At 71.3% G+C, this 23,050-nt stretch carries 21 protein-coding genes; 6 read left to right on the forward strand and 15 right to left on the reverse strand.

Annotation, left to right across the window (positions count from 1 at the left end; all coding sequences use genetic code 11):
- Positions 1-4: 4 nt before the first annotated feature.
- From C1N74_RS08655 to pyrR, 15 genes are all read right to left on the reverse strand, one after another.
- On the reverse strand, positions 5-268 hold the full coding sequence (locus C1N74_RS08655) for a phosphoribosyl-ATP diphosphatase (protein WP_023950618.1): 264 nt from the start codon (positions 266-268) through the stop codon (positions 5-7).
- A gap of 52 nt (positions 269-320) precedes the next feature.
- A complete protein-coding gene (rpe, locus tag C1N74_RS08660) occupies positions 321-998 on the reverse strand; it encodes a ribulose-phosphate 3-epimerase (RefSeq protein ID WP_023950617.1) in 678 nt (225 codons plus the stop codon).
- 17 nt (positions 999-1,015) lie between these two features.
- Positions 1,016-2,368, reverse strand: coding sequence for a transcription antitermination factor NusB (locus C1N74_RS08665; protein ID WP_071918069.1), 1,353 nt, complete (start codon positions 2,366-2,368; stop codon positions 1,016-1,018).
- Positions 2,365-3,282, reverse strand: a complete 918-nt coding sequence (gene fmt, locus C1N74_RS08670; protein ID WP_064956544.1) for a methionyl-tRNA formyltransferase — start codon at positions 3,280-3,282, stop codon at positions 2,365-2,367. The genes C1N74_RS08665 and fmt overlap by 4 nt, the downstream gene beginning before the upstream one ends.
- 8 nt (positions 3,283-3,290) lie before the next feature.
- On the reverse strand, positions 3,291-5,255 hold the full coding sequence (locus tag C1N74_RS08675; RefSeq protein ID WP_137750365.1) for a primosomal protein N': 1,965 nt from the start codon (positions 5,253-5,255) through the stop codon (positions 3,291-3,293).
- On the reverse strand, positions 5,252-6,445 hold the full coding sequence (gene metK, locus C1N74_RS08680; RefSeq protein WP_023950610.1) for a methionine adenosyltransferase: 1,194 nt from the start codon (positions 6,443-6,445) through the stop codon (positions 5,252-5,254). The genes C1N74_RS08675 and metK overlap by 4 nt, the downstream gene beginning before the upstream one ends.
- A 110-nt stretch (positions 6,446-6,555) precedes the next feature.
- Positions 6,556-6,810 (reverse strand): DNA-directed RNA polymerase subunit omega, encoded by a 255-nt coding sequence (gene rpoZ, locus C1N74_RS08685; RefSeq protein ID WP_023950606.1) that lies wholly within the window; start codon positions 6,808-6,810, stop codon positions 6,556-6,558.
- A 79-nt stretch (positions 6,811-6,889) separates the two neighbouring features.
- On the reverse strand, positions 6,890-7,786 hold the full coding sequence (gmk, locus tag C1N74_RS08690) for a guanylate kinase (protein ID WP_137750366.1): 897 nt from the start codon (positions 7,784-7,786) through the stop codon (positions 6,890-6,892).
- Positions 7,779-8,648 carry an orotidine-5'-phosphate decarboxylase gene (pyrF, locus tag C1N74_RS08695; protein WP_071918066.1) on the reverse strand — a complete coding sequence of 290 codons (870 nt, stop codon included), beginning with the start codon at positions 8,646-8,648 and terminating at the stop codon, positions 7,779-7,781. Before pyrF ends, gmk begins: the two co-directional genes overlap by 8 nt.
- A complete protein-coding gene (carB, locus tag C1N74_RS08700; RefSeq protein WP_064956540.1) occupies positions 8,645-11,932 on the reverse strand; it encodes a carbamoyl-phosphate synthase large subunit in 3,288 nt (1,095 codons plus the stop codon). The genes pyrF and carB overlap by 4 nt, the downstream gene beginning before the upstream one ends.
- Complete coding sequence (gene carA, locus C1N74_RS08705) at positions 11,932-13,080, reverse strand: glutamine-hydrolyzing carbamoyl-phosphate synthase small subunit (protein WP_375538041.1); 1,149 nt, start codon at positions 13,078-13,080, stop codon at positions 11,932-11,934. The genes carB and carA overlap by 1 nt, the downstream gene beginning before the upstream one ends.
- A complete protein-coding gene (locus C1N74_RS08710; protein ID WP_036304570.1) occupies positions 13,077-13,601 on the reverse strand; it encodes a hypothetical protein in 525 nt (174 codons plus the stop codon). Before C1N74_RS08710 ends, carA begins: the two co-directional genes overlap by 4 nt.
- Positions 13,598-14,908, reverse strand: coding sequence for a dihydroorotase (locus C1N74_RS08715; RefSeq protein WP_023950594.1), 1,311 nt, complete (start codon positions 14,906-14,908; stop codon positions 13,598-13,600). The genes C1N74_RS08710 and C1N74_RS08715 overlap by 4 nt, the downstream gene beginning before the upstream one ends.
- The gene (locus tag C1N74_RS08720) at positions 14,905-15,870 is read right to left on the reverse strand and encodes an aspartate carbamoyltransferase catalytic subunit (protein WP_023950592.1); all 966 of its coding nucleotides are present in this window, start codon (positions 15,868-15,870) and stop codon (positions 14,905-14,907) included. The genes C1N74_RS08715 and C1N74_RS08720 overlap by 4 nt, the downstream gene beginning before the upstream one ends.
- The gene (pyrR, locus tag C1N74_RS08725; protein ID WP_023950589.1) at positions 15,867-16,397 is read right to left on the reverse strand and encodes a bifunctional pyr operon transcriptional regulator/uracil phosphoribosyltransferase PyrR; all 531 of its coding nucleotides are present in this window, start codon (positions 16,395-16,397) and stop codon (positions 15,867-15,869) included. Before pyrR ends, C1N74_RS08720 begins: the two co-directional genes overlap by 4 nt.
- 144 nt (positions 16,398-16,541) lie before the next feature.
- Between pyrR and mvk the strand changes: the two genes are divergently transcribed.
- The 6 genes from mvk to C1N74_RS08755 are packed head-to-tail and all read left to right on the forward strand — an operon-like array spanning position 16,542 to position 22,916.
- Positions 16,542-17,546: a mevalonate kinase gene (gene mvk / locus C1N74_RS08730; RefSeq protein WP_181405508.1), complete on the forward strand. Its 1,005-nt coding sequence runs from the start codon at positions 16,542-16,544 to the stop codon at positions 17,544-17,546.
- The gene (mvaD, locus tag C1N74_RS08735; RefSeq protein ID WP_064956538.1) at positions 17,543-18,511 is read left to right on the forward strand and encodes a diphosphomevalonate decarboxylase; all 969 of its coding nucleotides are present in this window, start codon (positions 17,543-17,545) and stop codon (positions 18,509-18,511) included. The genes mvk and mvaD overlap by 4 nt, the downstream gene beginning before the upstream one ends.
- Entirely contained in the window at positions 18,508-19,653 is a 1,146-nt protein-coding gene (locus C1N74_RS08740; RefSeq protein ID WP_064956537.1) for a phosphomevalonate kinase, read from the forward strand. The genes mvaD and C1N74_RS08740 overlap by 4 nt, the downstream gene beginning before the upstream one ends.
- Positions 19,643-20,722, forward strand: a complete 1,080-nt coding sequence (gene fni / locus C1N74_RS08745; RefSeq protein WP_064956536.1) for a type 2 isopentenyl-diphosphate Delta-isomerase — start codon at positions 19,643-19,645, stop codon at positions 20,720-20,722. The genes C1N74_RS08740 and fni overlap by 11 nt, the downstream gene beginning before the upstream one ends.
- Positions 20,719-21,765, forward strand: coding sequence for a hydroxymethylglutaryl-CoA reductase (locus tag C1N74_RS08750; RefSeq protein WP_064956535.1), 1,047 nt, complete (start codon positions 20,719-20,721; stop codon positions 21,763-21,765). The genes fni and C1N74_RS08750 overlap by 4 nt, the downstream gene beginning before the upstream one ends.
- Entirely contained in the window at positions 21,762-22,916 is a 1,155-nt protein-coding gene (locus C1N74_RS08755) for a hydroxymethylglutaryl-CoA synthase (protein WP_137750368.1), read from the forward strand. The genes C1N74_RS08750 and C1N74_RS08755 overlap by 4 nt, the downstream gene beginning before the upstream one ends.
- The last annotated feature ends 134 nt before the right edge of the window (positions 22,917-23,050 follow it).

Genomic DNA, 23,050 nt, shown 5'->3' on the forward strand with positions numbered 1-23,050 from the left:
TCGCTCAGAGATGTCGGTAGACGTCTTCGGGGCTCAGACCTTTGCTGATCATGAGCACCTGCAGGTGATAGAGCAGCTGCGAGATCTCCTCGGCCGTCTCGGCGTCGGACTGGTACTCGGCCGCCATCCAGACCTCGGCGGCCTCTTCGACGATCTTCTTGCCGATGGCATGCACACCGCGGTCGAGCTGCGCGACCGTGCCCGAGCCCTCGGGCCGCGTTTCGGCGATTGAGGTCAGCTCTGCGAACAGCGCGTCGAACGTCTTCACCTAGCCAGGGTACCGGCCCGCGACGGGCGCTCCGACCGCAGTGGCCGATGGATCAGTGGCGGTGCGCCCGCTGGGCCCGGTCGCGCAGGCTCGCGATCGCGGCATCCGGATCGGCAGCGCCGAACACCGCCGAACCGGCCACGAACGTGTCGGCTCCGGCCTCGGCCGCCTGTGCGATCGTCGACTCGGAGATCCCGCCGTCGACCTGCAGCCAGACCGAAGACCCGCGCCGGCGCGTCTCGTCGGCGAGTCGACGGAGCTTCGGCATCTGGTCGGCCATGAAGCTCTGCCCCCCGAAACCCGGTTCGACCGTCATCACGAGGATCTGGTCGAACTCGTCGAGGACGTCGAAGAGTCCCTCGACAGGCGTCGCGGGCTTGACGGCGACGCCGGCACGCGAGCCGATCGACCGCAGCCGGCGGGCGAGCGCGACGGGATCCGTGGCGGCCTCGAGATGGAAGGTGACGCTCGCCGCCCCGAGCTCGGCGTAGCCGGGACCCCAGCGGTCGACGTCCGAGATCATCAGGTGGACGTCGAGCGGAACGGGACTCGTGGCCTGGATCCGTTCCACCATCTGCGGCCCGAACGTCAGGTTCGGGACGAAGTGGTTGTCCATGACATCGACGTGCACGAAGTCGGCCGACCGGATGCGGCCGAGCTCAGTCTGCATGTTCACGAAGTCGGCGGCCAGGATGCTGGGGTTGATGCGCAGGGCGTCGGCGTCGCTCACGCCCCCATTATCGCCGGTCACGGCTTCTGCAGGAGCGTGATGGACATCGCATCGGTGCCGTGCCGGTGCGGCCACAGCTGAGCGCGGCCCGACCCGTCCTGCTGGTCGGGCAGGTCGATGTCTCCCCGACTGACCGCCCGGACGACCTCGCGGGCATCGAGCTCCCGGAGATCGGGGTGGGCGGCTCGCACGTCGGCGACGACCACCGCGGTCTCGGCGAGGTGCGGGGAACAGGTCACATAAGCCACGAGCCCGCCCGGGGCCAGCGCTGCGACGGCGGCGGAGAGCAGTTCGCGCTGGAGGGCGCTGAGATCGGGGACATCCGCGGGGCTCTTGCGCCAGCGCGCCTCCGGCCGGCGACGGAGCGCGCCGAGCCCCGTGCAGGGCGCATCGACGAGGACGCGGTCATAACGACCTCGGCCGGCACGCTCGCGCCCGTCCTCCTCCGACACCGGCACCTCGAGCGGAACGCCGGCGACCGAGGATCGAACGAGACGTGCGCGCGCAGGCGAGATCTCGTTGGCTTCGAGCACGGCCCCGCCCGCCAGGGCCTCGGCGGCCAGGACAGCGGTCTTGCCGCCCGGCGCGGCGCACAGATCGAGCCAGCGCTCACCTGCGCGGACCGGGAGCGCGCGCGACAGCGCGAGCGCCGCGAGCTGGGAACCCTCGTCCTGGACGCGGATGCGGCCCTCCGCGCGACGCACCAGCGGCTCGGGGTCGCCGCCGTCGAGGCGGAAGCCGAGCGGTGAGTACGGGGTCCGCGTCCGGTCGGCCGGGAGGTCTGCGAGGCCCGGAAGCGCAGTCATGGTGACACTCGGCGAGACGTTGTCGGCCGCCAGCAGCTCGTCGAGTTCCTCTGCACGCCCCTCGGCCGCGAGCGCCCGACGGAACGCGCGGATGACCCACACCGGGTGGGAGAAGCGCAGGCCGAGCCGCTCGTCGTCGGATCGAGCACCGGCATCCACCCGCTGCAGCCAGTCCCCCGGGTTGTCCCGGGCGATGCGCCGCAGGACCGCGTTGGCGAAGCCGGCCGCGTTCGCCGCCCCCGCGCGGCGTACGAGCTCGACGCTCTCGTTCACCGCGGCGTGAGACGCGACCCTCGTCGAGAGCAGCTGGTGGACGCCGAGGCGCAGCGCGTCGCGCACAGGCGGATCGATCGTGTCGATCGAGCGCCCCGATGCCTGCTCGATGATCGCATCGTAGGTTCCCTGGCGGCGCAGAGTGCCGTACGTCAGCTCGGTGGCGAGGCCGGCGTCGGCGGGGCTGAGTCCCGCCCGCCGGAGCTCCTGCGGCAGGAGGAGGTTCGCGTACGCGTCGGAGTCGGCCACGGCGCGCAACACGTCGAACGCGACGCGACGTGCGGGGTTCACGAACCCGCCTCGATGCTCTCGGCGCGCAGCCCTCGCCACCAGTCGGGAGCCGGCATGGCGCCGCGGCCCGCGGGCTGCACCGACAGGAGCGAGATCGTTCCGTCCGCGGTTCCGACGAGCACGTCTTTGCCGACGAGGCGGATCTCGCGCGGAGCGAGCGGGGCATCCGGTCCGCGGCGTGCCGCCAGCACCTTCAGCCGCTGACCGGCGATGGTGGTGTGCGCACCGGGCTCGGGGGTCGTACCGCGGAAGCGATCGAGCACCGTATCGGCGGGCAGCGCGAAATCGAGGAGTCCGTCGGCGAGCGTCAGCTTGGGCGCGAGGGACGCCTCGCCCGCTTGCGGGACGGCATTCGCGGCGCCGTCGGCAATGGCGTCGACGACATCCGCGAGGGTGTCTGCGCCGAGGTCGGCAAGCGCCGCCAGGAGGTCACCGGCGGTGGCTCCGCGATCCACCGGGTGTCGGGTCTGTGCGAAGACATCGCCCGCGTCCAGCTCGGGGACGAGCTGGAACACGCTCACGCCGCTGACCCGGTCGCCCGCGATGAGCGAATGCTGCACGGGCGCGGCGCCTCGCCAGGCCGGCAGCAGTGAGAAGTGAAGGTTGATCCACCCGTGTAGCGGTGCCGACAGCAGCGGCTCGCGCACGAGTCCGCCGTACGCGACGATGACGCCGAGGTCGGCGCCCCATGACGTGATCGTCTCGGTCGCCTCGGCATCGAGCCGGTCGGTCTTCAGCACCGGCAGGCCGAGCTCGGCCGCGAGAGATCCGACCGGCGACGGCGTCAGCACGCGCTTGCGCCCGAGCGGCGCATCGCGGCGCGTGACGACGCCCACGATCTCGTGCCGCGACGCGGCGAGTCGTCTGAGCGATGGCAGGGCGGGTTCCGGGGTCCCGGCGAAGACGATGCGCATGGCGCTCCTCACAGATCGAGATCGGGCACGTCGAGACGTACTCTGAGTGTATTGCGCTGTCCTGACGGCGCCCCGCGCCGACGCCGCCCCCGCAGCGCCGCAGCGACGACCGACGCCCGAAGCGACTCGGCCACCGCGCGCCCCAGCGCGTACTCGAACCGCACGAGCGCGCGGACCGAGTCCTCGCGCGCCACGGGCCCGAGAATCGATGTCTCGGTCAGCGCCGGCACATCGGCCCGCAGCTGCGCGATCGCTTCGGCGACGGCTGCCGCGGTTCCTTCCACCGCCGCGACGCGGACGGTCGGCGGCATGTGGAGCGGGGCCCGCTCGGCGAGCTCCACTCGGGCGTACGCCGGTTGCGTCCAGGTCGCGAGCGCGCGCGCAGCGGGCCCGGCCACACCGACGAGATGCACGGGAGCGCCGGGTGCCGCGAGAGCCGCGGCATCGGACCACCAGCGCAGACACGCCTCGGCGATCCTCAGCTGCTCGGTCATCAGCATCCGATCGCCGTCGAGCAGGATGACGGCCCGGTACCCGCCGGTGGCGAACGGCTCCGCGCCGCGCGTCGCGATCACGAGGGCGGGTCTCGCACCGACGTGGGTGACCTGATGCTCCCCGTCGGACACGATGACGCGGGTGTTCGGGAACGCGCGTCCGAGTTCGTCGGCGGTCCGCTCGCTCCCCGACGACGCCATCCGCAGGCGCTGAGATGCGCAGGAGGAGCAGGCCCACGCGGGAGCGGCTCGTCCGCACCAGGCGCACTCGGGCACGGCGCCCGGACGACGCGCGCGCAGCGGTCCGGCGCACTGGGCACAGCGCGCCGGCGTGCGGCAGTCGGCGCACACCAGCACCGGGGCGTACCCGGGGCGCGCGACCTGCACCAGGACGGGGCCGTGCGTCAGCGCCTCGCGCGCCGCGGCGAACGCAGCCGAGGGGACGCGCGTGCCCCGCGACTCGCCCTCCCGCGTCGCCGACAGCACGACCCGGGGGCTCTCGCGGCGGCGAGCCGGAATGTCGCGCACCCAGCCCAGTGCCACGAGACGCTCGACGTCGGTCGTGCGCGTCAGCCCGGCGAAGACCAGCGCGCATGCCTGGAGCTCCTGCCGGACGAGCGCGGCGTCGCGCGCGTGCACACCCGGGCTCAGCGGCTCAGCAAGCAGCGGGTCGCCGTCGTCCCACAGGAGGACCGCGCCGACATCGTGAGCGGGCGCGTACACGCTCGACCGATTGCCCACCACGATGCACGGCACCGCCGCCAGCAGACGCAGATATCCGGCGTAACGCTCCGGGCCGGATCGGCGCGCGTCGTCCCGCACCACCGCGGCGTCGTCGACGCGACGGGCGAGGACGGCCAGCACGTGAGCCTCGTCGCGGTGATCGGGAACCACGACGATCGCGCTCCTGCCCTGCGCGAGCGTGAGCACCGCGAGCGCGGCCAGCAGCTCGGCCCATGCCGGGACATCGTCGGCCGGGCGCGGCGGAGCGTCGACGGCCACGCGCTCGCCGCCGGCGACAGCGCTCTCGAGGTCGGGATACGCGGCAGCGGTCTCGCGCGCCCAGGCGAGAGCGTCGGCGCTCACGACGGGGGCTTTGGGCGGCCCGGCGGCGGCCCACGCCTTCTCGGCCCGCACCATCCGTTTCGGGATGACCAGCCGCAGGACATCGCTCGCCGACCCCGCGGCCCGGTCGGCAACGCGACGTGCGTGGGCGTAGAGCCGGTCGGGCAGCACCTCGACGGGCGACACGACCTCCTCGAGTTCCGACAGCGGCCGATCGCCGTCGGTCTCGTCGCCGAGCTCGACGAGATAGCCCTCGACGGTGCGCCCGACGGTGCGAAGCGGCACCTTCACCCGCACACCGGGCATCGCTGCCTCGCGGAGGAGGTCGGGCACGACGTAGTCGAACAGACGGTCGAGCTGCGGCAGCGGCGAATCGATGAGCACTCGAGCGACCCGCCGGGGCGCGTCGCTCACAGCCCCGCTGCGGCGCGCAACTCCTCGACGCGGTCGGTGCGCTCCCAGGTGAACTCGGGCAGCTCCCGGCCGAAGTGGCCGTAGGCGGCGGTCTTCGCGTAGATCGGCCGCAGCAGGTCGAGACGGTCGATGATCGCCTGCGGTCGGAGATCGAACACGTCGCGGATCGCCGCGGAGATCACCTCGTCTGCGACGTGGCCCGTTCCGAACGACTCGACGTAGAGACCGACGGGAGCGGCACGCCCGATCGCATACGCGACCTGGACCTCGAGGCGGTCGGCGAGCCCCGCGGCGACGGCGTTCTTCGCGACCCAGCGCATCGCGTAGGCGGCGGAGCGGTCGACCTTGGACGGGTCTTTGCCGCTGAAAGCTCCTCCCCCGTGCCGCGCGGCCCCGCCGTACGTGTCGATGATGATCTTGCGACCGGTCAGGCCCGCGTCGCCCTTAGGCCCGCCGACGACGAAGGGACCGGCCGGGTTGATGACGTACTCGACGTCCGAGATATCGAGGCCGGTCTCTGCGAGGACGGGCTCGATGACCTCTGCCTGCACGGCGGCGCGCAGCGCAGGGAGGGAGATGTCGGGCTGATGCTGCGTCGAGAGGACCACGGTCTCGACCGTCCGGGGCACGGCCCCTTCGTATCCGAGCGTCACCTGCGTCTTGCCGTCGGGTCGCAGGAACGGCAGCGCGCCCGTGCGACGGGCCGACGTCAGGCGCTCGGCGATGCGGTGCGCCGTCCAGATCGCCATCGGCATCAGCTGCGGCGTCTCATTGGTGGCGTAGCCGAACATGATTCCCTGGTCGCCCGCGCCGAGCGCATCGGTCGGGTCGATCGATCCCTGCTCGCGGTGCTCGAGGGCGTTGTCGACACCCGCGGCGATATCGGAGGACTGCTCGCCGATCGACACCGTCACACCGCACGAGTCGCCGTCGAACCCGGTCTCACTCGAGGTGTATCCGATGCGGTTGACCACGCCGCGGACGATGCCGGGGATGTCGGCGTAGCCGTCGGTGCGAACCTCGCCGGCGACGTGCACGAGCCCGGTCGTCACGAGGGTCTCGACCGCGACGCGCGAGCCGGGATCGACCGTCAGCAGAGCGTCGAGGATGCTGTCGGAGATCTGGTCGCAGATCTTGTCGGGATGCCCCTCGGTGACGGACTCGGACGTGAACAGGCGCAGCTGGCTCATCGGGGCTCCCTGTGTGATGGAACGGGGCGGGATCGGGACGGAGACGATTCTGCCCGCGGCGGCCGACATCCGGCTGCCGCGGGCAGAAACGTGACGGGTCTACCGCCGGATCAGTCGAGCGAACGCAGGCGCAGCTTGTCCTCGTGGATCTCGTGCATCGCGATCGTCAGCGGCTTGTCCTCGACCGACGAGTCGACGAGCGGACCGACGTTGTCGAACAGGTTGCCCTCGTGAAGGTCGGAGTAGTAGTCGTTGATCTGGCGCGCACGCTTGGACGCGTAGATGACCAGCTGGTACTTCGAGTCGACCTTGTCGAGCAGGGCGTCGATGGGCGGGTCGATGATGCCTTCGTTGCTTCCGGCCATGGCGGATCCTTCCGGGATCGATGTCGGTGGAGAGTCTGCTGCCGCGCCGCAGGCGCAGGCATCCCCCCAGTCTACGCGATCAGTCGGCCAGCGCGGCGACCTCGTCGGCCGCGCGCGCGACGGTGTCGTTGACGACGCGGTAGTCGAACTCACCCTGCGAGGCGAGCTCGACGCGTGCCGTGCGGAGGCGACGGGCGCGTTCCTCGGCATCCTCCGTTCCCCGGCCGACGAGCCGGTCGACCAGTTCGTCCCAGCTGGGCGGCAAGAGGAAGACGAGGGTCGCGTCCGGCGCGGCCGCGCGCACCTGACGGGCTCCCTGCAAGTCGATCTCCAACAGCACCGTGCGCCCCGCGGCCAGCGCCGCCTCGATGGGCGCCTTCGGCGTGCCGTAGCGGTGGCGGTTGTGCACCGTGGCCCACTCGAGCAGCTCGCCCTCGGCAATGAGACGATCGAACTCGGCGTCGTCGACGAAGTAGTAGTGCTCGCCGTCGACCTCGCCCGGCCGCGGGGCCCGGGTGGTCGCCGAGACCGACAGCATGATCTCGGGATGGCTGTCGCGGATATGCGCGGCGACCGTTCCCTTGCCCACCGCAGTGGGTCCGGCGAGCACGAGCAGCCGCGATCGGCCCGCGCGCGGCTGGGGCTCGGGCAGGCGGGCATCCAGGAATCGCTGCAGTGCGAGCCGCTGGCGCGAGCCCAGCCCGCCGAGGCGCTTGACTGGCGAGATGTCAAGATCCGCGAGGATGCGGTCGCGCTTGTTCTCACCGATCGCCGGGATGGCGGTGAGGAAGTCGGTCACCCGCATGGCGCCGGCCGGCGACTCGGGGTCGGCGAGAGCGCGCCGCAGGAGCTCCTGAGGCGAGATCACGCGCATCGCGACATCCTTCTTCAGCGCCGCCCGCTCGCGCCGCGCTTCGACCGCACGGCGCGACGCGGCGGCGCGGTCCACCTCGGGCGGGTGGGGACGATCAGCCACGGGTTTCCTCCTCTGCCTCGGCCAGCTCCCGCCGATGCGCCTCGATGGCCGAGACGATCCCGTCGGGACCGGCGGCGAGCACGCTGCGACTGGCGCTCGCGATCACCTGGGCCGCGAGCGACCCGAACACCGAACGCACGGCGCCGAGCGCGACGCCCTGTGCCCCGAAACCCGGAGCGAGGATCGGCGCGCCGCGGAGCGATTCCTCGGTGAGGCCGAGCTCGTCGCGGTCGACGGTCGCCCCCACGACCAGCCCCACGTGACCGAGCCCTCCCGCGTCCGCCGCTGCACGGTTCGCCCAGCCGACGCCGGAAGCCACCCAGTCCGCGACCGTCTGGCCGCGCTGCGCGTCGACCGCGGTGACCTCCGCGGACTGCAGCCCGAACGCCTCGGGGTTGCTGGTCGCGGCGAGAACGAAGACGCCCTTGCCGGCGCGCGCGGCCGCGGTGATCGTGCCGCGAAGGGATCCGGGGCCGAGGTACGGGCTGACCGTGACGGCATCCGCCTCCAGCGGGGCGCCCGGCTCGAGCCACGCCGCGGCATAGCCGTCCATCGTGCTGCCGATGTCGCCCCGCTTCGCATCCGCGATGACGACGAGGCCCGCGTCACGCGCGGCGAGCTGCACGTCCTCGAGGGCGGCGAATCCCGCCGAGCCGTAGCGTTCGAAGAACGCGACCTGCGGCTTGACGACGCCCACGCGCCCGCGCGCGGCCTCGACCACGCGCAGGCCGAATTCGCGCACGCCCGCGGCTGAGGCCGGGAGGCCCCAGTCCGCGAGCAGTGCGGCGTGCGGGTCGATGCCGACGCAGAGCGGCCCGTACGTCTCGAGCGCGCCCGACAGGCGCTCCCCGAATACGGTCACCGGCGCCCCGCCCGCTCGAGGGCGTAGTCCTGCAGGCTCTTGACCTCGAAGCCTTCCCGGAGGACCGGCAGCGCGCTGACGGCGGCGCCGAGAACGGCCATCGTGGTGAACAGCGCGCGGTCACCCGCCACGGCCGCCGCCCGGATCTCGTAGCCGTCGGCTCGTGCGACGCCGCCCGAGGGCGTGTTCACGACCATGTCGATCTCTCCGGCGTTGATGAGGTCGACGACGTTGCGCTCGCCCGACCCCTGCGTCTCGGAGTACTTGCCGACGACCTCGACGCGGATGCCGTTGCGGGCGAGGATCTCGGCGGTCCCCTCCGTCGCGATCAGCCGGAAGCCGAGCTCCTGCAGCCGGTGAGCCGGCAGGATGACGGCGCGCTTGTCATCGTCGGCGACCGACAGGAACACGGTGCCCGAGGTCGGCATGCCGCCGTAAGCGGCCGCCTGGCTCTTGGCGAACGCGGTCGGGAAGTCGCGGTCCATTCCCATGACCTCGCCCGTGGAGCGCATCTCGGGCCCGAGGACGGAGTCGACCGTGCGGCCGTCCGCGGTGCGGAAGCGCTTGAAGGGAAGCACGGCCTCCTTGACGGCGACCGGCGCATCGAGCGGGACGCGCGAGCCGTCCTCGGCGGGCAGGAGCCCCTCGGCCTTCAGCTCGGCGATCGACGACCCGGCCATGATTCGCGAGGCGGCCTTGGCGAGCGGGATGCCGAGCGCCTTCGACACGAACGGCACGGTGCGGCTCGCACGCGGGTTCGCCTCGATGACGTAGAGCACGCCCGCCGATACGGCGAACTGCACGTTGAGGAGGCCGCGAACGCCGACTCCCCGTGCGATCGCGAGAGTCGCCTCGCGCACCCGGTCGATCTCGGTGCGGCCCAGCGACATCGGGGGCAGGGTGCAGCTCGAGTCGCCGGAGTGGATGCCGGCCTCCTCGAGGTGCTCCATCACGCCGCCGATGTACAGCTCTTCGCCGTCGAACAGCGCGTCGACGTCGAGCTCGACCGCGTCATCGAGGAAGCGGTCGACCAGCAGCGGGAGCCCGGGGCCGATGATCGCCTGGTCGGCGACGCGCACGAAGTAGTCGCGCAGGCTCTCGGTGTCGTAGACGATCTCCATGCCGCGGCCGCCGAGGACGAAGCTCGGGCGGACCAGGACGGGGTAGCCGATCGACTCGGCGACCTCGACGGCCCCGTCGACGTCGATCGCGGTGCCGTTGCGCGGAGCCACGAGACCGGCGTCGTCGAGCAGACGCGAGAAGAGCTCGCGCTCCTCCGCCAGGTCGATCGCCGCGGGCTGGGTGCCCAGGATGCTGTACCCGGCGGCCTCGATGCCCTTCGCAAGCCCGAGCGGCGTCTGACCGCCGAGCTGGCAGATGACGCCGAGGATCGTGCCCGACTGCGACTCCGCGTGCAGCACCTCGAGCACGTCCTCGAGCGTCAGCGGCTCGAAGTAGAGCCGGTCGCTCGTGTCGTAGTCGGTCGAGACCGTCTCGGGGTTGCAGTTGACCATGATCGTCTCGTACCCGGCATCCGCCAGCGCGAAGCTCGCGTGAACGCACGAGTAGTCGAACTCGACGCCCTGCCCGATGCGGTTGGGGCCCGAACCGATGATGACGACCTTCGTGCGGTCCGAGGGCGTGACCTCGGTCTCGGTGTCGTAGGACGAATAGTGGTACGGCGTGAGCGCGGGGAACTCTCCGGCGCACGTGTCGACCGTCTTGAAGACCGGCCGCAGTCCGAGGCCGTGGCGCACGCCGCGCACCTCTTCTTCGGTGATCCCGCGGAGCTGCGCGATCTGCGCGTCGCTGAACCCGTGGTCCTTCGCCGTGCGGATGACGTGCTCGTCGAGCTCGCCGGCGTCGGCCACGAAGGCCGCGACCTCGTTGATGAGCTCGATCTGGTCGAGGAACCACGGGTCGATCGCGGTGGCTTCGAAAGCCTGCTCGACCGTGGCGCCCTTGCGCATCGCCTGCTGCAGGACCACGATCCGCCCGTCCGTCGGGGTCTTCGCGATCTCGAGCAGCTCGTCGACCGAGCGCTCCTCGTCGCCCCAGTGGAAGCTCGACCCCCGCTTCTCGAGCGAGCGCAGCGCCTTCTGAAGAGCTGTGGCGTAGTTGCGCCCGATCGCCATCGCCTCGCCCACCGACTTCATGGTCGTCGTGAGCGTGGTGTCGGCGGCCGGGAACTTCTCGAAGTTGAACCGCGGCACCTTGACCACGACGTAGTCGAGCGTCGGCTCGAAGCTCGCCGGGGTGACCTTCGTGATGTCGTTCGGGATCTCGTCGAGGCGGTAGCCGATCGCGAGCTTCGCGGCGATCTTGGCGATCGGGAATCCGGTCGCCTTCGACGCCAGCGCCGACGAACGCGACACGCGCGGGTTCATCTCGATGACGATGATGCGGCCCGTCTGCGGGTCGACGGCGAACTGGATGTTGCAGCCGCCGGTGTCGACGCCGACGGCGCGGATGATGTCGATGCCGATGTCGCGCATCTTCTGGTACTCGCGGTCGGTGAGCGTCAGGGCCGGCGCGACCGTGATGGAGTCGCCGGTGTGGACGCCGACCGGGTCGACGTTCTCGATCGAGCAGACGACCACGGTGTTGTCGGCCGAGTCGCGCATGAGCTCGAGCTCGTACTCCTTCCATCCGAGGATCGACTCCTCGAGCAGGACCTCGGTCGTCGGCGAGTCGCGCAGGCCCGCACCCGCGATGCGGCGCAGATCCTCCTCGTTGTACGCGAAGCCGGAGCCCAGACCACCCATCGTGAAGGAGGGACGCACGACGAGGGGGTACCCGAGCTCGGCGGCGCCCGCGAGCACCTCGTCCATCGTGTGGCAGATGCGGCTGTCGGCGACATCCGCTCCCGAGTCGATGACGAGCTGCTTGAAGATCTGCCGATCCTCACCCTTGTTGATCGCCTCGAAGTTCGCGCCGATCAGCTCGATGTCGTATTTCTCGAGGATGCCGTGCTTGTGCAGGTCGATCGCCGCGTTCAGAGCGGTCTGGCCGCCCAGGGTCGGCAGGATCGCGTCCGGGCGCTCCTTGGCGATGATCGTCTCGATGACCTGCCACGTGATCGGCTCGATGTACGTGGCGTCGGCGAAGTCGGGATCGGTCATGATCGTCGCCGGGTTCGAATTGACGAGGATGACGCGGACGCCCTCCTCGCGCAGGACACGGCACGCCTGGGTACCGGAGTAGTCGAATTCGCAGGCCTGGCCGATGACGATCGGCCCCGACCCGATGACGAGGACGCTCTGGATATCGTCGCGCTTGGGCATCAGTTCTTGTCCTCCTGGGTCGCGATCACGAGGTCGCGGAAGCGGTCGAAGAGGTAGTTGGCGTCGTGCGGACCGGCCGCGGCCTCGGGGTGGTACTGCACCGAGAAGGCCGGGAGGTCGAGGGCGCGCAGCCCCTCCACGACGTTGTCGTTGAGGCCGACGTGGCTGACCTCGACGCGGCCGAAGCCGGCGGGGCTGTCGACGACGCCCTCGATCGGCGCGTCGACGGCGAAGCCATGATTGTGCGCGGTGATCTCCACGCGGCCGGTCTGCTTGTCGAGCACGGGCTGGTTGATGCCACGGTGACCGAAGGGCAGCTTGTACGTGCCGAAGCCGAGGGCGCGGCCGAGGAGCTGGTTGCCGAAGCAGATGCCGAAGAACGGCAGCTTCTCGGCCAGGACTCCGCGCAGGAGCTCGACGTGGTGGTCGCTCGCGGCCGGATCGCCCGGACCGTTGGAGTAGAACACCGCGATCGGGTCGATCGCACGCAGCTGCTCGAGCGTGACGTCCTGAGGCAGGACATGGACGTCGAACCCGCGCGCGGCGAGGTTGTTCACCGTGGCCTGCTTGACGCCGAGGTCGAGCACCGCGAGGTTCCCGAGCCGCTCGCCCGTCGCCGGGGTCACCTCAGCAGCGGGCACCGACACCTCGGCGGACAGGTTGCGACCGGTCATCTCGGGCGCCTCGCGGACGATGCGCAGCTGCTCCTCGGGATCGATGTCGGCGGCGTCGCCGCTGAACACGCCGCCGCGCATCGAGCCCGCCGAGCGCAGGACGCGCGTGACGGCGCGCGTGTCGATGCCGCTGATGCCCACGATGCCGTCGCGCTCGAGCGACTCGTCGAGGGAGTTCTCCGAGCGCCAGTTCGACACGACACGCGACGGGTCGCGCACGATGTAGCCGGCGACCCAGATGCGGCGGGACTCGACGTCCTCGCCGTTCATGCCGGTGTTTCCGATGTGGGGTGCGGTCTGCAGCACGATCTGGCCCGCGTAGGACGGGTCGGTGAGGGTCTCCTGGTAGCCGGTCATGCCGGTCGCGAAGACGACTTCTCCGAGGGTGGTGCCGCGCGCGCCGTAGGCGCGGCCGATGTGGCGGGATCCGTCCTCGAGCACGAGCACGGCGGGGTCACGGGTGAACAGTGTCACGCGTCGCCTCCTGGGGTCTGGGTGGGGGTCACGATGGTCTGAATGGCTTCGGCCAGCGCACGGGCCGAAGCGGTCTGGGGCCGGAAGTAGCTGTCGACGATCGTCTCGTCGTCGATCAGCCAGCTCAGGCGGGTGAGGCCCTGCTTCTCGACGACACGGTCGATCGCGACGGTGGCCTGATCGACGGAGACGATGCGTTCTGCCGAAATGAACAGGCGCGGCTGACCGGTCAGGTCGATGGCCACGCCGTCATCCGCGCCTCCCGCAGCGACGATGACGTCGACGCGAGAGCGGAATCCGAGCCCGCGGATGGCGAGGCGCTCGAGCGGCTCGTCGTGGCGGGTCGTCGCGACGTAGAGCCCCGAGATCACCGCCGTCGACACGGCGTCGGCGGGGAGTTCGCCGACGGGTGCCGTGAGGCCGCTGTCGCGCCTCGTTCGTCGTCGCCAGGCCCAGACCCCGAGCGCGAGCAGCGCCAGGGCGACGGCCACCATGACGAGCAGCGCACCCTCGCGGGTCACGGGCGTGCTCCCGGACGGTCGAGCAGGTCGCCGTCGGCGACCGTCGCCGTCCCGCGGAAGAACGTCCAGCGCACCTCGCCCGGCAGTTCGCGGTCGAGGTAGGGCGAGTTGACGCTGCGGCCGCGCAGATCGGCATCCGTGAAGGTGCGGACCGGGCGCGGGTCGTAGAGCGTGAACGAGGCGGGGCGGCCCGCCTCGAGCGGCGTGCCGGCATCGGCCAGGCGACCGATCCGAGCGGGAGCCGTCGAGAGCACGCGGGCGACGTCGTCCCAGTCGAGCAGTCCGGTGTCGACGACCGCCTGCTGCACGACACGCAGCGCGGACTCGAGACCCACCATGCCGTTGGCCGCCGCCGCCCATTCACAGCTCTTCGCCTCGGCGGGGTGCGGCGCGTGGTCGGTCGCGACGATGTCGATCGTGCCGTCGGCGAGGCCCTCGCGGACCGCCCGCACGTCCTCGTCGCGGCGGAGCGGCGGGTTGACCTTGAAGCGGGCGTCGTAGCCGCGGACGAGCTCTTCGGACAGCAGCAGGTGATGCGGTGTCACCTCGGCGGTCACGTTCACGCCGCGCTTCTTCGCCCACCGGATGATGTCGACGGAACCGGCCGTCGAGAGGTGGCAGACATGCAGACGCGAGCCGACGTGCTCGGCGAGCAGCACATCGCGCGCGATGATCGACTCCTCGGCCACCGCCGGCCAGCCGGTGAGGCCGAGTTCGGCCGACACGGTGCCCTCGTTCATCTGAGCGCCCTCGGTGAGCCGCGGGTCCTGCGCGTGCTGGGCCACGACCCCGTCGAACGATTTCACGTACTCGAGGGCGCGGCGCATGATCAGCGGGTCGAACACGCAGAAGCCGTCGTCGCTGAAGACGCGCACCCGCGCGCGGGAGGCGGCCATCGCGCCGAGCTCGGCCAGGCGCTCGCCCTTCTGCCCGATCGTGACGGCGCCGATCGGCTGCACGTGCACGTAGCCGGCGGCCTCGCCCAGGGCGAGCTCCTGCTCGACGACGCCCGCCGTGTCGGCGACGGGCGAGGTGTTCGGCATCGCGAAGACGGTGGTGAACCCGCCCGCCGCCGCGGCGCGCGAGCCCGTGAGGATCGTCTCGGATGCCTCGTAGCCCGGTTCGCGCAGATGGGTGTGCAGGTCGACGAGCCCGGGCAGGGCGATGAGTCCGTCGGCGTCGACCACGGTCGCTCCGCCGGCGCTCAGGCTGGAGCCGACCTCGGTGATCATCCCGTCGGAGACCACCATGTCGATGGCGTCGCCGCCGGCCCGGCGCGCCCCGCGGATGAGGAAGCTCTCGCTCATCGTCCGTCCTCCTCAGCTTCGGTGCGCTCCCCCGCGAGCAGCAGGTAGAGCACGGCCATCCGCACCGAGACACCGTTCGCCACCTGCTCGAGCACGGTCGAGCGCGGCGAGTCGGCGGCGGCGGCGGAGATCTCCATCCCCCGGTTCATCGGGCCGGGGTGCAGGACAATGCTATCGGCCGGAAGCGCCGCGAGTCGCGCAGCGTCGAGGCCCCACGTGCGCGAATACTCCCGTTCAGTCGGGAAATACGCCGCGTTCATGCGCTCGAGCTGGATACGCAGCATCATGAGCGCGTCCGGCCCGTCCGCGATGGCCTCGTCGAGGTCGTACGCGACGCGGACCGGCCAGGCCGTGACGTCCTGGGGAACGAGCGTGGGGGGCGCGACGAGGGTCACCTCGGCGCCGAGGGTCGTCAGGAGCCAGACGTTGGATCGCGCGACGCGCGAATGGAGGATGTCGCCGACGATCGTCACCCGGAGGCCGGAGAGGTCGCGGCCGCGACTGGCATCGCCGAAGAATCGCTTGCGGATGGTGAACGCGTCGAGCAGGGCCTGCGTTGGATGCGCGTGCGTGCCGTCGCCGGCGTTGACGACTCCCGCGCTGATCCACCCGCTGGTGGCGAGCGTCTGCGGAGCTCCCGACGCGCCGTGCCGGATCACGACCGCGTCGGCCCCCATCGCCTGGAGCGTCTGCGCGGTGTCCTGGAGGGACTCCCCCTTGGACACCGACGATCCCTTCGCCGAGAAGTTGATGACGTCGGCGGACAAGCGCTTGGCGGCCGCCTCGAAGGAGATCCGGGTGCGCGTGGAGTCCTCGAAGAAGAGGTTCACCACGGTCTTGCCGCGCAGCGTCGGAAGCTTGCGGACCTCGCGCTGCTGCGTGGCGGACATGTCTTCGGCGACGTCGAGAATGCGCAGGGCGTCGCGCCGATCCAGACCCTTGGTGTCGAGCAGGTGCCTCATGAGCCGATCGTCACCTCCTCGACGCCGTCGACCTCGCGCAGGCGCACGTTGACCCGCTCATCGCGGGCGCTGGGGAGGTTCTTGCCGACGAAGTCGGGGCGGATGGGGAGCTCGCGGTGACCGCGGTCGACGAGAGTCGCGAGTCTGACGGCCGCCGGGCGGCCGATGTCCTGCAGCGCGTCGAGGGCCGCACGGATCGACCGTCCCGAGAACAGCACGTCGTCGACGAGCACGACGACCTTGCCGTCGATCCCGCCCTCGGGGATCTCCGTCGGCTGAGGTGCCCGCGTCGGGTTGCGGTGCAGATCGTCGCGGTACATCGTCACATCGAGGGCTCCGACCGGGACGACCGTCCCGGAGATCTCCGCGAGGAGAGAGCCGATGCGCGCGGCTAGGGGAACGCCCCGCCGCGGGATGCCGAGGATGACGAGGCCGGCGGGTCCCCTGTTCGACTCGAGGATCTCGTGGGAGATCCTCGTCAGGGCCCGGGCGATGTCGGCTTCATGCAGCACGGTGCGCGTGCTCATCCGCCGCTCCCTTCTCCGCCTCACAGGACGGGGTTAAAGGTTGCTGGGTGCGGGGGCCATGATAGCGGTCCAGACCGCCTCCGAGCACATCGTCGTCCTCTCGGGCCCCGCCCGGGAGCAGGCTGTTACGCTCGACGAAATTCCATGACTGCACCGACCGACGTCCCCATCGCACCGGACGCCCGTCTGCACGTGGCAACGCACGGCTCGGCCGCGGAGCCCGGAGCGACGGGTCGCGCCGGTGCGAAGGCTATCCTCCTCGGCGAGCACGCGGTCGTGTACGGCCGCCCGGCGATCGCGATCCCCGTGCGCGCCCTCGGAGTCGAGGCGCATGCACGTCCCGCCGACGACCGCGGCCACCTGTCGAGCACCCTCTACCACGGGCCCAACGCCCAGGCGCCGGACCGCCTGGGCGTCACCCTGACAGCGATGCGGGCCGCGCTCGCCGCGGCCGGCCGGCCGGGCGCCGCACTCGACATCGCGATCGAGAGCAGCATCCCGGCCGAACGCGGGCTCGGCTCGAGCGCCGCCGTCTCGGCCGCGGTCATCGAGGCCGTGCTCGGTGCCTGCGGGTTCGCGGCCGATGACGAGACGATGCACGAGCTCATCCAGACCGCCGAACGCGCCGCGCATGGCGCACCGAGCGGTCTCGACGCCCGCACGGTCCGCGCCCGTAAGGCCGTGTGGTTCGACCGAGGTCGCATCGAGCCCGTCTCGGTGGGCGACGACCTCGTCTTCGTCATCGCCGACACGGGGGTGCGCGGGCGCACCCGCGAGGCCGTTGCGGCCGTCGCGCACCGCCGCGAGGAGGACCCCCGCGGCGTGGAGTCGGCTCTGGACGAGCTTGGCGAGCTTGCGACCGCGTTGCGTCGCGATGTCTCGACGGCCGACCGCGAAGCGATCGGGAGTGCGATGAACCGCGCTCACGAGCTGCTGAACGGACTGGGCGTCGGAGACGCCGCCCTCGACCACCTCGTCCACGCGGCCATGGCGGGCGGCGCGCTGGGAGCCAAGCTGACCGGCGGGGGTCGCGGCGGCTGCGTCCTCGCGCTCGCCCGCGACACCGCGTCCGCCGAGGAGCTCGGCGGACGACTCACCCGCGCCGGCGCCGCCGCGGTCTGGACCACCACCGTCGAAGGAGTGGCATGAGCACCGCGACAGCCATCGCGCACCCGAACATCGCACTCGTGAAGTACTGGGGAAAGCGCGACAGCACGCTGAACCTCCCCGCGACGGGGAGCCTGTCGATGACACTCGACATCTTTCCGACCACCACGACCGTGAGCCTCGACGAGGACGCCGCCGGCGACATCCTCGTCTTCAACGGCGACGAGCGTGCCGACGGACCCGCGGAGCGCGTCACGCGATTCCTCGACATCGTCCGGGAGCTCTCGGGAAGCGCGGTCGCCGCTCGTGTCGAGACGGTGAACACGGTTCCGTCTGCGGCCGGACTCGCGTCGTCGGCCTCCGGATTCGCCGCACTGGCCGTCGCTGCCGCGCACGCCTACGGACTCGACCTCGACGCCCGCGCCCTCAGCCGCCTCGCCCGCCGCGGGTCGGGGTCGGCATCCCGTTCGATCATCCCCGGCTTCGCCATCTGGCACGCCGGCGACAGCGATGAGACGTCATTCGCCGAGGCCGTCGACGCGCCCGACCTGGCGATGGTCGTCGCGATGGTCGAGAAGCGCGAGAAGCCGGTCTCCAGCCGCGAAGCCATGCGTCGCACGGTGCTGACCTCGCCGTTCTACCCGGCGTGGGTCTCGTCGACCCCGGAGAGCCTCGACGCCGCCGCCGAAGCATGCCGCGCCGGCGACGTCGAGCGCCTCGGGCGGATCACCGAGGTCAACGCGCTGCGGATGCACGCCCTCATCCAGTCGTGCGATCCGCCCATCCGCTACCTGAGCCCGGTCAGCGTCGAGATCTTCGATCGCGTCGCCGCCCTCCGCGACGCGGGCATCGGAGCGTGGGCCACCGCCGACGCGGGTCCCAACGTCGTCGTGCTGACGCGACCCGAATCGGTCACCGCCGTCACCAACGCACTCGAGGGCATCGCCGAGCTCGCCGTCGCGCGCCCCGGCCCCGCCGCAGCCCTCGTCACGCGAGCAGGCGAATGACGCACGCCGAGACCACCGGCGCGATCGTCGCGCACGCGCCCGGAAAGCTCTTCGTCGCCGGCGAGTACGCCGTCGTCTCTCCCGGCGAGCCCTCGGTGCTGATCGCCGTCGACCGCTACCTGACGGTGTCGCTGACCGAGAGCGTCGACGCGGGCAGCATCCACTCCCCCGAATACAGCCGGATGCCGGTGCGCTGGACCCGCGGTCAAGACGGGCTGACCCTGGACCGCGAGCATCACCCCTACGACTACGTCATCGCGGCGATCGAAGCCTGCGAGCGGCTCCGGGCCGAGCGGGGGCTGCGCCCGCGCTTCTTCGACCTGTACATCGAAAGCGGTCTCGACGATCCCAGCGGACGCAAGTTCGGGCTCGGCTCGTCCGCCGCGGTCACCGTCGCGACCATCGCCGCGATCGACGAGTTCTATGGTTTCGAGCTGGGCACCCGGGGTCGGTACGAGCTGGCGATGCTCGCGACCATCGCCGTCGCCCCTCACGCTTCCGGCGGCGACGTCGCCGCCAGCACGTACGGCGGGTGGATCGGCTACCGCTCGCCCGATCGCGACCGGCTGCGCGCGGCCCGAACGCAGCACGGCGTCGCGGACGTCCTGGGGTCCGAGGCCTGGGACGGTGCCGAGATCATTCGCCTGACTCCCCCGTCGGGTCTCGACCTGCTCGTCGGCTGGACCGGGCACCCGGCGTCCACCGAGCGACTCGTCAGCGGGGTCTCGCGCGGCACGAACGTCACCGGCGACGCCCACACCGGGTTCCTGGAGGCCTCGCGCGAATGCGTGAGCGACCTGTGGCGGGCCCTCGCGGGACGCGGGGCCGACGCTGCCGGTCATGCGGTGTCGGACGACGATCTCGCCCTCGACGCGATCCGCCGCAACCGGCGCCTGCTGCAGGGCCTCGGCGCACGCACGGGCGTGACCATCGAGACCGACCGGCTGCGCATCCTGTGCGACGCGGCCGAAGCGATCGGTGCCGCCGGCAAGCCCTCCGGCGCCGGCGGAGGCGACTGCGGCATCGTGCTCGCCCCGGCCGACGCTGACGTCGCCGGCATGCTCCGCGTCTGGGAGACGAACGACATCCGACACCTCACGATCGGCGTGCATCCGCCGGAAGGAGAGCACCATGCCGGCTGAACAGGCTTCCGAGCGCAAGGACGACCACGTCCGTCTCGCCGCTGCGCAGCAGAAGGAGACGCCGCGGCCGAACGGCTGGGACGACGTGCGCTTCGTGCACCACGCCCTCGCCGGAGTCGACGCCGACCGCGTCGACCTCGCCGTCGATGTGGCCGGCGCTCGGTGGGAGCTGCCCTTCTACGTCAACGCCATGACCGGCGGCAGCGCCTCGACGGGCGCGATCAATCGCGACCTCGCGATCGCCGCGCGCGAGACCGGCGTCGCGATCGCCTCCGGCTCGCTGAGCATCGCCCTCGACAACCCCGAGCTCATGGGCACGTTCCGCGTCATCCGCGACGAGAACCCGGACGGCTTCGTCATGGCCAACGTCGGGATCGAACGATCGCCGGACGACGCGCGACGCGCGGTCGAGGCGCTCGAGGCCAACGCCCTCCAGGTGCACGTGAACGCGATGCAGGAGACCGTCATGCCGGAGGGCAGCCGCTCTTTCTCGAGCTGGCCGGCCTCGCTCGAGGCCATCGTCGCCGCCGTCGAGGTTCCCGTCGTCGTGAAAGAGGTGGGATTCGGTCTGAGTGCCGACACGCTCTCCCGCCTCGGATCGATCGGGGTCCGCTTCGCCGACGTCTCCGGGGTCGGCGGTACCGACTTCATGCGCATCGAGAACGACCGGCGCTCGGGCCGTGACTACGCCTACCTCGCCGGTTGGGGGCAGTCGGCGGTGGAGTGCCTGCTCGAGGCGCCGGCAGACGCGCCCGTCCTGCTCGCCTCGGGAGGAGTCCGCACACCGCTCGACGTCGCCCGCGGCCTCGCCCTCGGCGCTCGCGCCGTCGGCGCGTCCGGATCATTCCTCTCCGTCGTGCTCGACGGCGGTGCGGATGCCCTGATCTCGCGCATCCGGGAATGGTCAGACCACCTGACGGCGTTGCACTCTCTGGTGGGGGCGACCCGTCCGGACGACCTCCGCCGAACCGACCTGATCATCCACGGACGCGCGGCCGAGTACGCCCGCGCCCGAGGCATCGACATCGACAGCCTGGCGCGCCGCGCCGGCGGGAAGGACGCGCGATGAGCGCCGAGTTCACCCCGATCCCCCTCCGGTGGGTGGGACCGCTTCGGCTGACCGGAGACGTCGAAGCCGAGCAGGAGGTGCCCCTCGCGACCTATGAGTCGCCGCTGTGGCCGTCCGTCGGCCGCGGCGCACGCATCTCGCGACTCGTCGACGACGGCATCCGCGTCACGGTCGTCGATGAGCGGATGACGCGCTCATCACTGTTCGTCGCCGACACCGCGGCCGCCGCCGTCGCGGCATCCCGCGCCATCATCGCGCGCTTCGACGAGCTGTCCGCCGCTGTATCGGAGCGCAGCCGGCACGCCAAGCTCATCGACCTCGACACCGAGGTCGTCGGCAACCTGCTCTACCTCCGCTTCGCCCTGACGACCGGCGACGCCTCGGGCCACAACATGGTCACCTTCGCCGCCGAGACGCTCATGGAGCGTGTGCTCTCGTGGCACCCGGAGCTCTCCTACGGCTCGATCTCCGGAAACTACTGCACCGACAAGAAGGCGACCGCCGTCAACGGCATCCTCGGACGCGGGCGCAACGTCATCGCCGAGATCCTCATCCCCGCAGACCTCGTCGAGAAGCAGCTGCGCTCCTCCGCGCAGCGCATCGTCGACCTGAATGTCCAGAAGAACCTCGTCGGCTCGACGATCGCCGGGGCCCTGCGCTCGGCCAACGCCCACTACGCCAACATGCTGCTCGCGTTCTACCTGGCGACCGGTCAGGACGCCGCGAACATCGTCGAAGGCTCGCAGGGCTTCACCTGGGCCGAGGTCCGCGGCGAGGGCGACCTCTACTTCTCCTGCACGCTCCCCCACCTCATCGTCGGCACGGTCGGCAACGGCAAAGACCTGCCCGCCGTCGACGATGCGCTCGCCCGCCTCGGCTGCCGCGACGAGCGCCCCTCCGGCGAGAACGCCCGGCGCCTCGCCGGCCTGATCGCCGCCACCGTCCTCTGCGGCGAGCTGTCCCTGCTCGCCGCCCAGACCAACCCCGGGGAGCTCATGCAGTCGCACCTGCTCCTCGAGCGCAGGAAGGATTCCACGAAGTGACCACCATCGGCATCCACGACCTCGCCGTCGCCACCGCCTCGCACGTCGTCGAGCTCGACGATCTCGCGTCGCGCGCCGACATCGACCCCGCGAAGTTCCGCGTCGGGCTCGGTCAGGAGCAGATGAGCATCCCGGGTCTGGACGAGGACATCGTCACGATGGGCGCTGCCGCCGCGCAGCGCATCATCGATCGCCACGGTGTCGACGGCATCCGCACCCTGTTCTTCGCCACCGAGACCGGGATCGACCAGTCGCGCGCGGCGGGGGTGCACGTTCACGAGCTCCTCGGACTGCCGCGCTCCGTCCGCGTCGTGGAGCTGAAGCAGGCGTGCTACTCGGCCACCGCCGCACTGCAGGCCGCTGCCGGACTCATCGCGCGCAACCCCGACGAGCGCGTCCTGGTGATCGCCAGCGACGTCGCCCGCTACGAGCTCGACACCGCCGCCGAGCCCACGCAGGGTGCCGGGGCCGTCGCCTTCCTCGTGTCCGCCGACCCCGCGATCGCTGTTCTCGAGACCGCCGCCGGTGTCTACACCGCAGAGGTCGACGACTTCTGGCGCCCGAACGACAGCGTCACCGCGGTCGTCGACGGCAAGCTCTCGGTCAGCGCCTATCTCGACGGCGTTGCAGGCGCCTGGGACGACTACCGTTCGCGCGGCGGCGTCGACATCGATCAGATCGACTGGTTCTGCCACCACCAGCCGTTCACGAAGATGGCGGCCAAGGCGCACCGCGCCCTCGGGCAGCACCTGGGTGTCGAGCTCGCCCCCGAGCTGGTGACCGCCACGACCGGCTACAACCGCCGTATCGGCAACTCCTACACGGCGTCGCTCTACATCGCCCTGGCGGCTCTCCTGGAGGGCGAGAACGACCTGACCGGATCGCGCATCGGACTCTTCAGCTACGGCTCGGGCTCGGTCAGCGAGTTCTTCACGCTCGTCGTCCAGCCGGGCTACCGCGAGGCGACGCGCGGCGCCGAGACCGAGGCGATCCTCGCGGCCCGCACCCCGGTCGACGTGCCGACTTACCGCGAGCTGCACGATGCGGCGCATCGCGACAGCACCGTCGATGTGGAGATCGCGCCCGACTCCCCCGGCCCCTTCCACTTCGCCGGACTCTCCGGCCGCGCCCGCCGCTACACCCGCGACTGACCCGCGCTCGCTCCGCGAGAGCGCATGAACGCACGGTTCCAGGACCCTGGCACCGTGCGTTCGTGCATTCTCGCCGCTGAGCCCGAGCGGATGTAGGCCGCACGCAGAGAGGGCCCCGACCGGAGTCGGGGCCC

It is taken from the genome of Microbacterium sp. SGAir0570 (genome assembly GCF_005491085.2).
In the GTDB taxonomy this organism is placed as follows: domain Bacteria; phylum Actinomycetota; class Actinomycetes; order Actinomycetales; family Microbacteriaceae; genus Microbacterium; species Microbacterium arborescens.

Excerpts from the sequence above, each read along its gene's own strand:
- fmt (WP_064956544.1), bottom strand. The coding sequence starts at position 3,282 with ATGCGCATCGTCTTCGCCGGGACCCCGGAACCCGCCCTGCCATCGCTC.
- metK (WP_023950610.1), bottom strand. The coding sequence starts at position 6,445 with ATGAGCCAGCTGCGCCTGTTCACGTCCGAGTCCGTCACCGAGGGGCAT.
- rpoZ (WP_023950606.1), bottom strand. The coding sequence starts at position 6,810 with ATGGCCGGAAGCAACGAAGGCATCATCGACCCGCCCATCGACGCCCTG.
- carB (WP_064956540.1), bottom strand. The coding sequence starts at position 11,932 with ATGCCCAAGCGCGACGATATCCAGAGCGTCCTCGTCATCGGGTCGGGG.
- C1N74_RS08715 (WP_023950594.1), bottom strand. The coding sequence starts at position 14,908 with ATGAGCGAGAGCTTCCTCATCCGCGGGGCGCGCCGGGCCGGCGGCGAC.
- C1N74_RS08720 (WP_023950592.1), bottom strand. The coding sequence starts at position 15,870 with ATGAGGCACCTGCTCGACACCAAGGGTCTGGATCGGCGCGACGCCCTG.
- pyrR (WP_023950589.1), bottom strand. The coding sequence starts at position 16,397 with ATGAGCACGCGCACCGTGCTGCATGAAGCCGACATCGCCCGGGCCCTG.
- mvk (WP_181405508.1), top strand. The coding sequence starts at position 16,542 with ATGACTGCACCGACCGACGTCCCCATCGCACCGGACGCCCGTCTGCAC.
- mvaD (WP_064956538.1), top strand. The coding sequence starts at position 17,543 with ATGAGCACCGCGACAGCCATCGCGCACCCGAACATCGCACTCGTGAAG.
- C1N74_RS08740 (WP_064956537.1), top strand. The coding sequence starts at position 18,508 with ATGACGCACGCCGAGACCACCGGCGCGATCGTCGCGCACGCGCCCGGA.
- fni (WP_064956536.1), top strand. The coding sequence starts at position 19,643 with ATGCCGGCTGAACAGGCTTCCGAGCGCAAGGACGACCACGTCCGTCTC.
- C1N74_RS08750 (WP_064956535.1), top strand. The coding sequence starts at position 20,719 with ATGAGCGCCGAGTTCACCCCGATCCCCCTCCGGTGGGTGGGACCGCTT.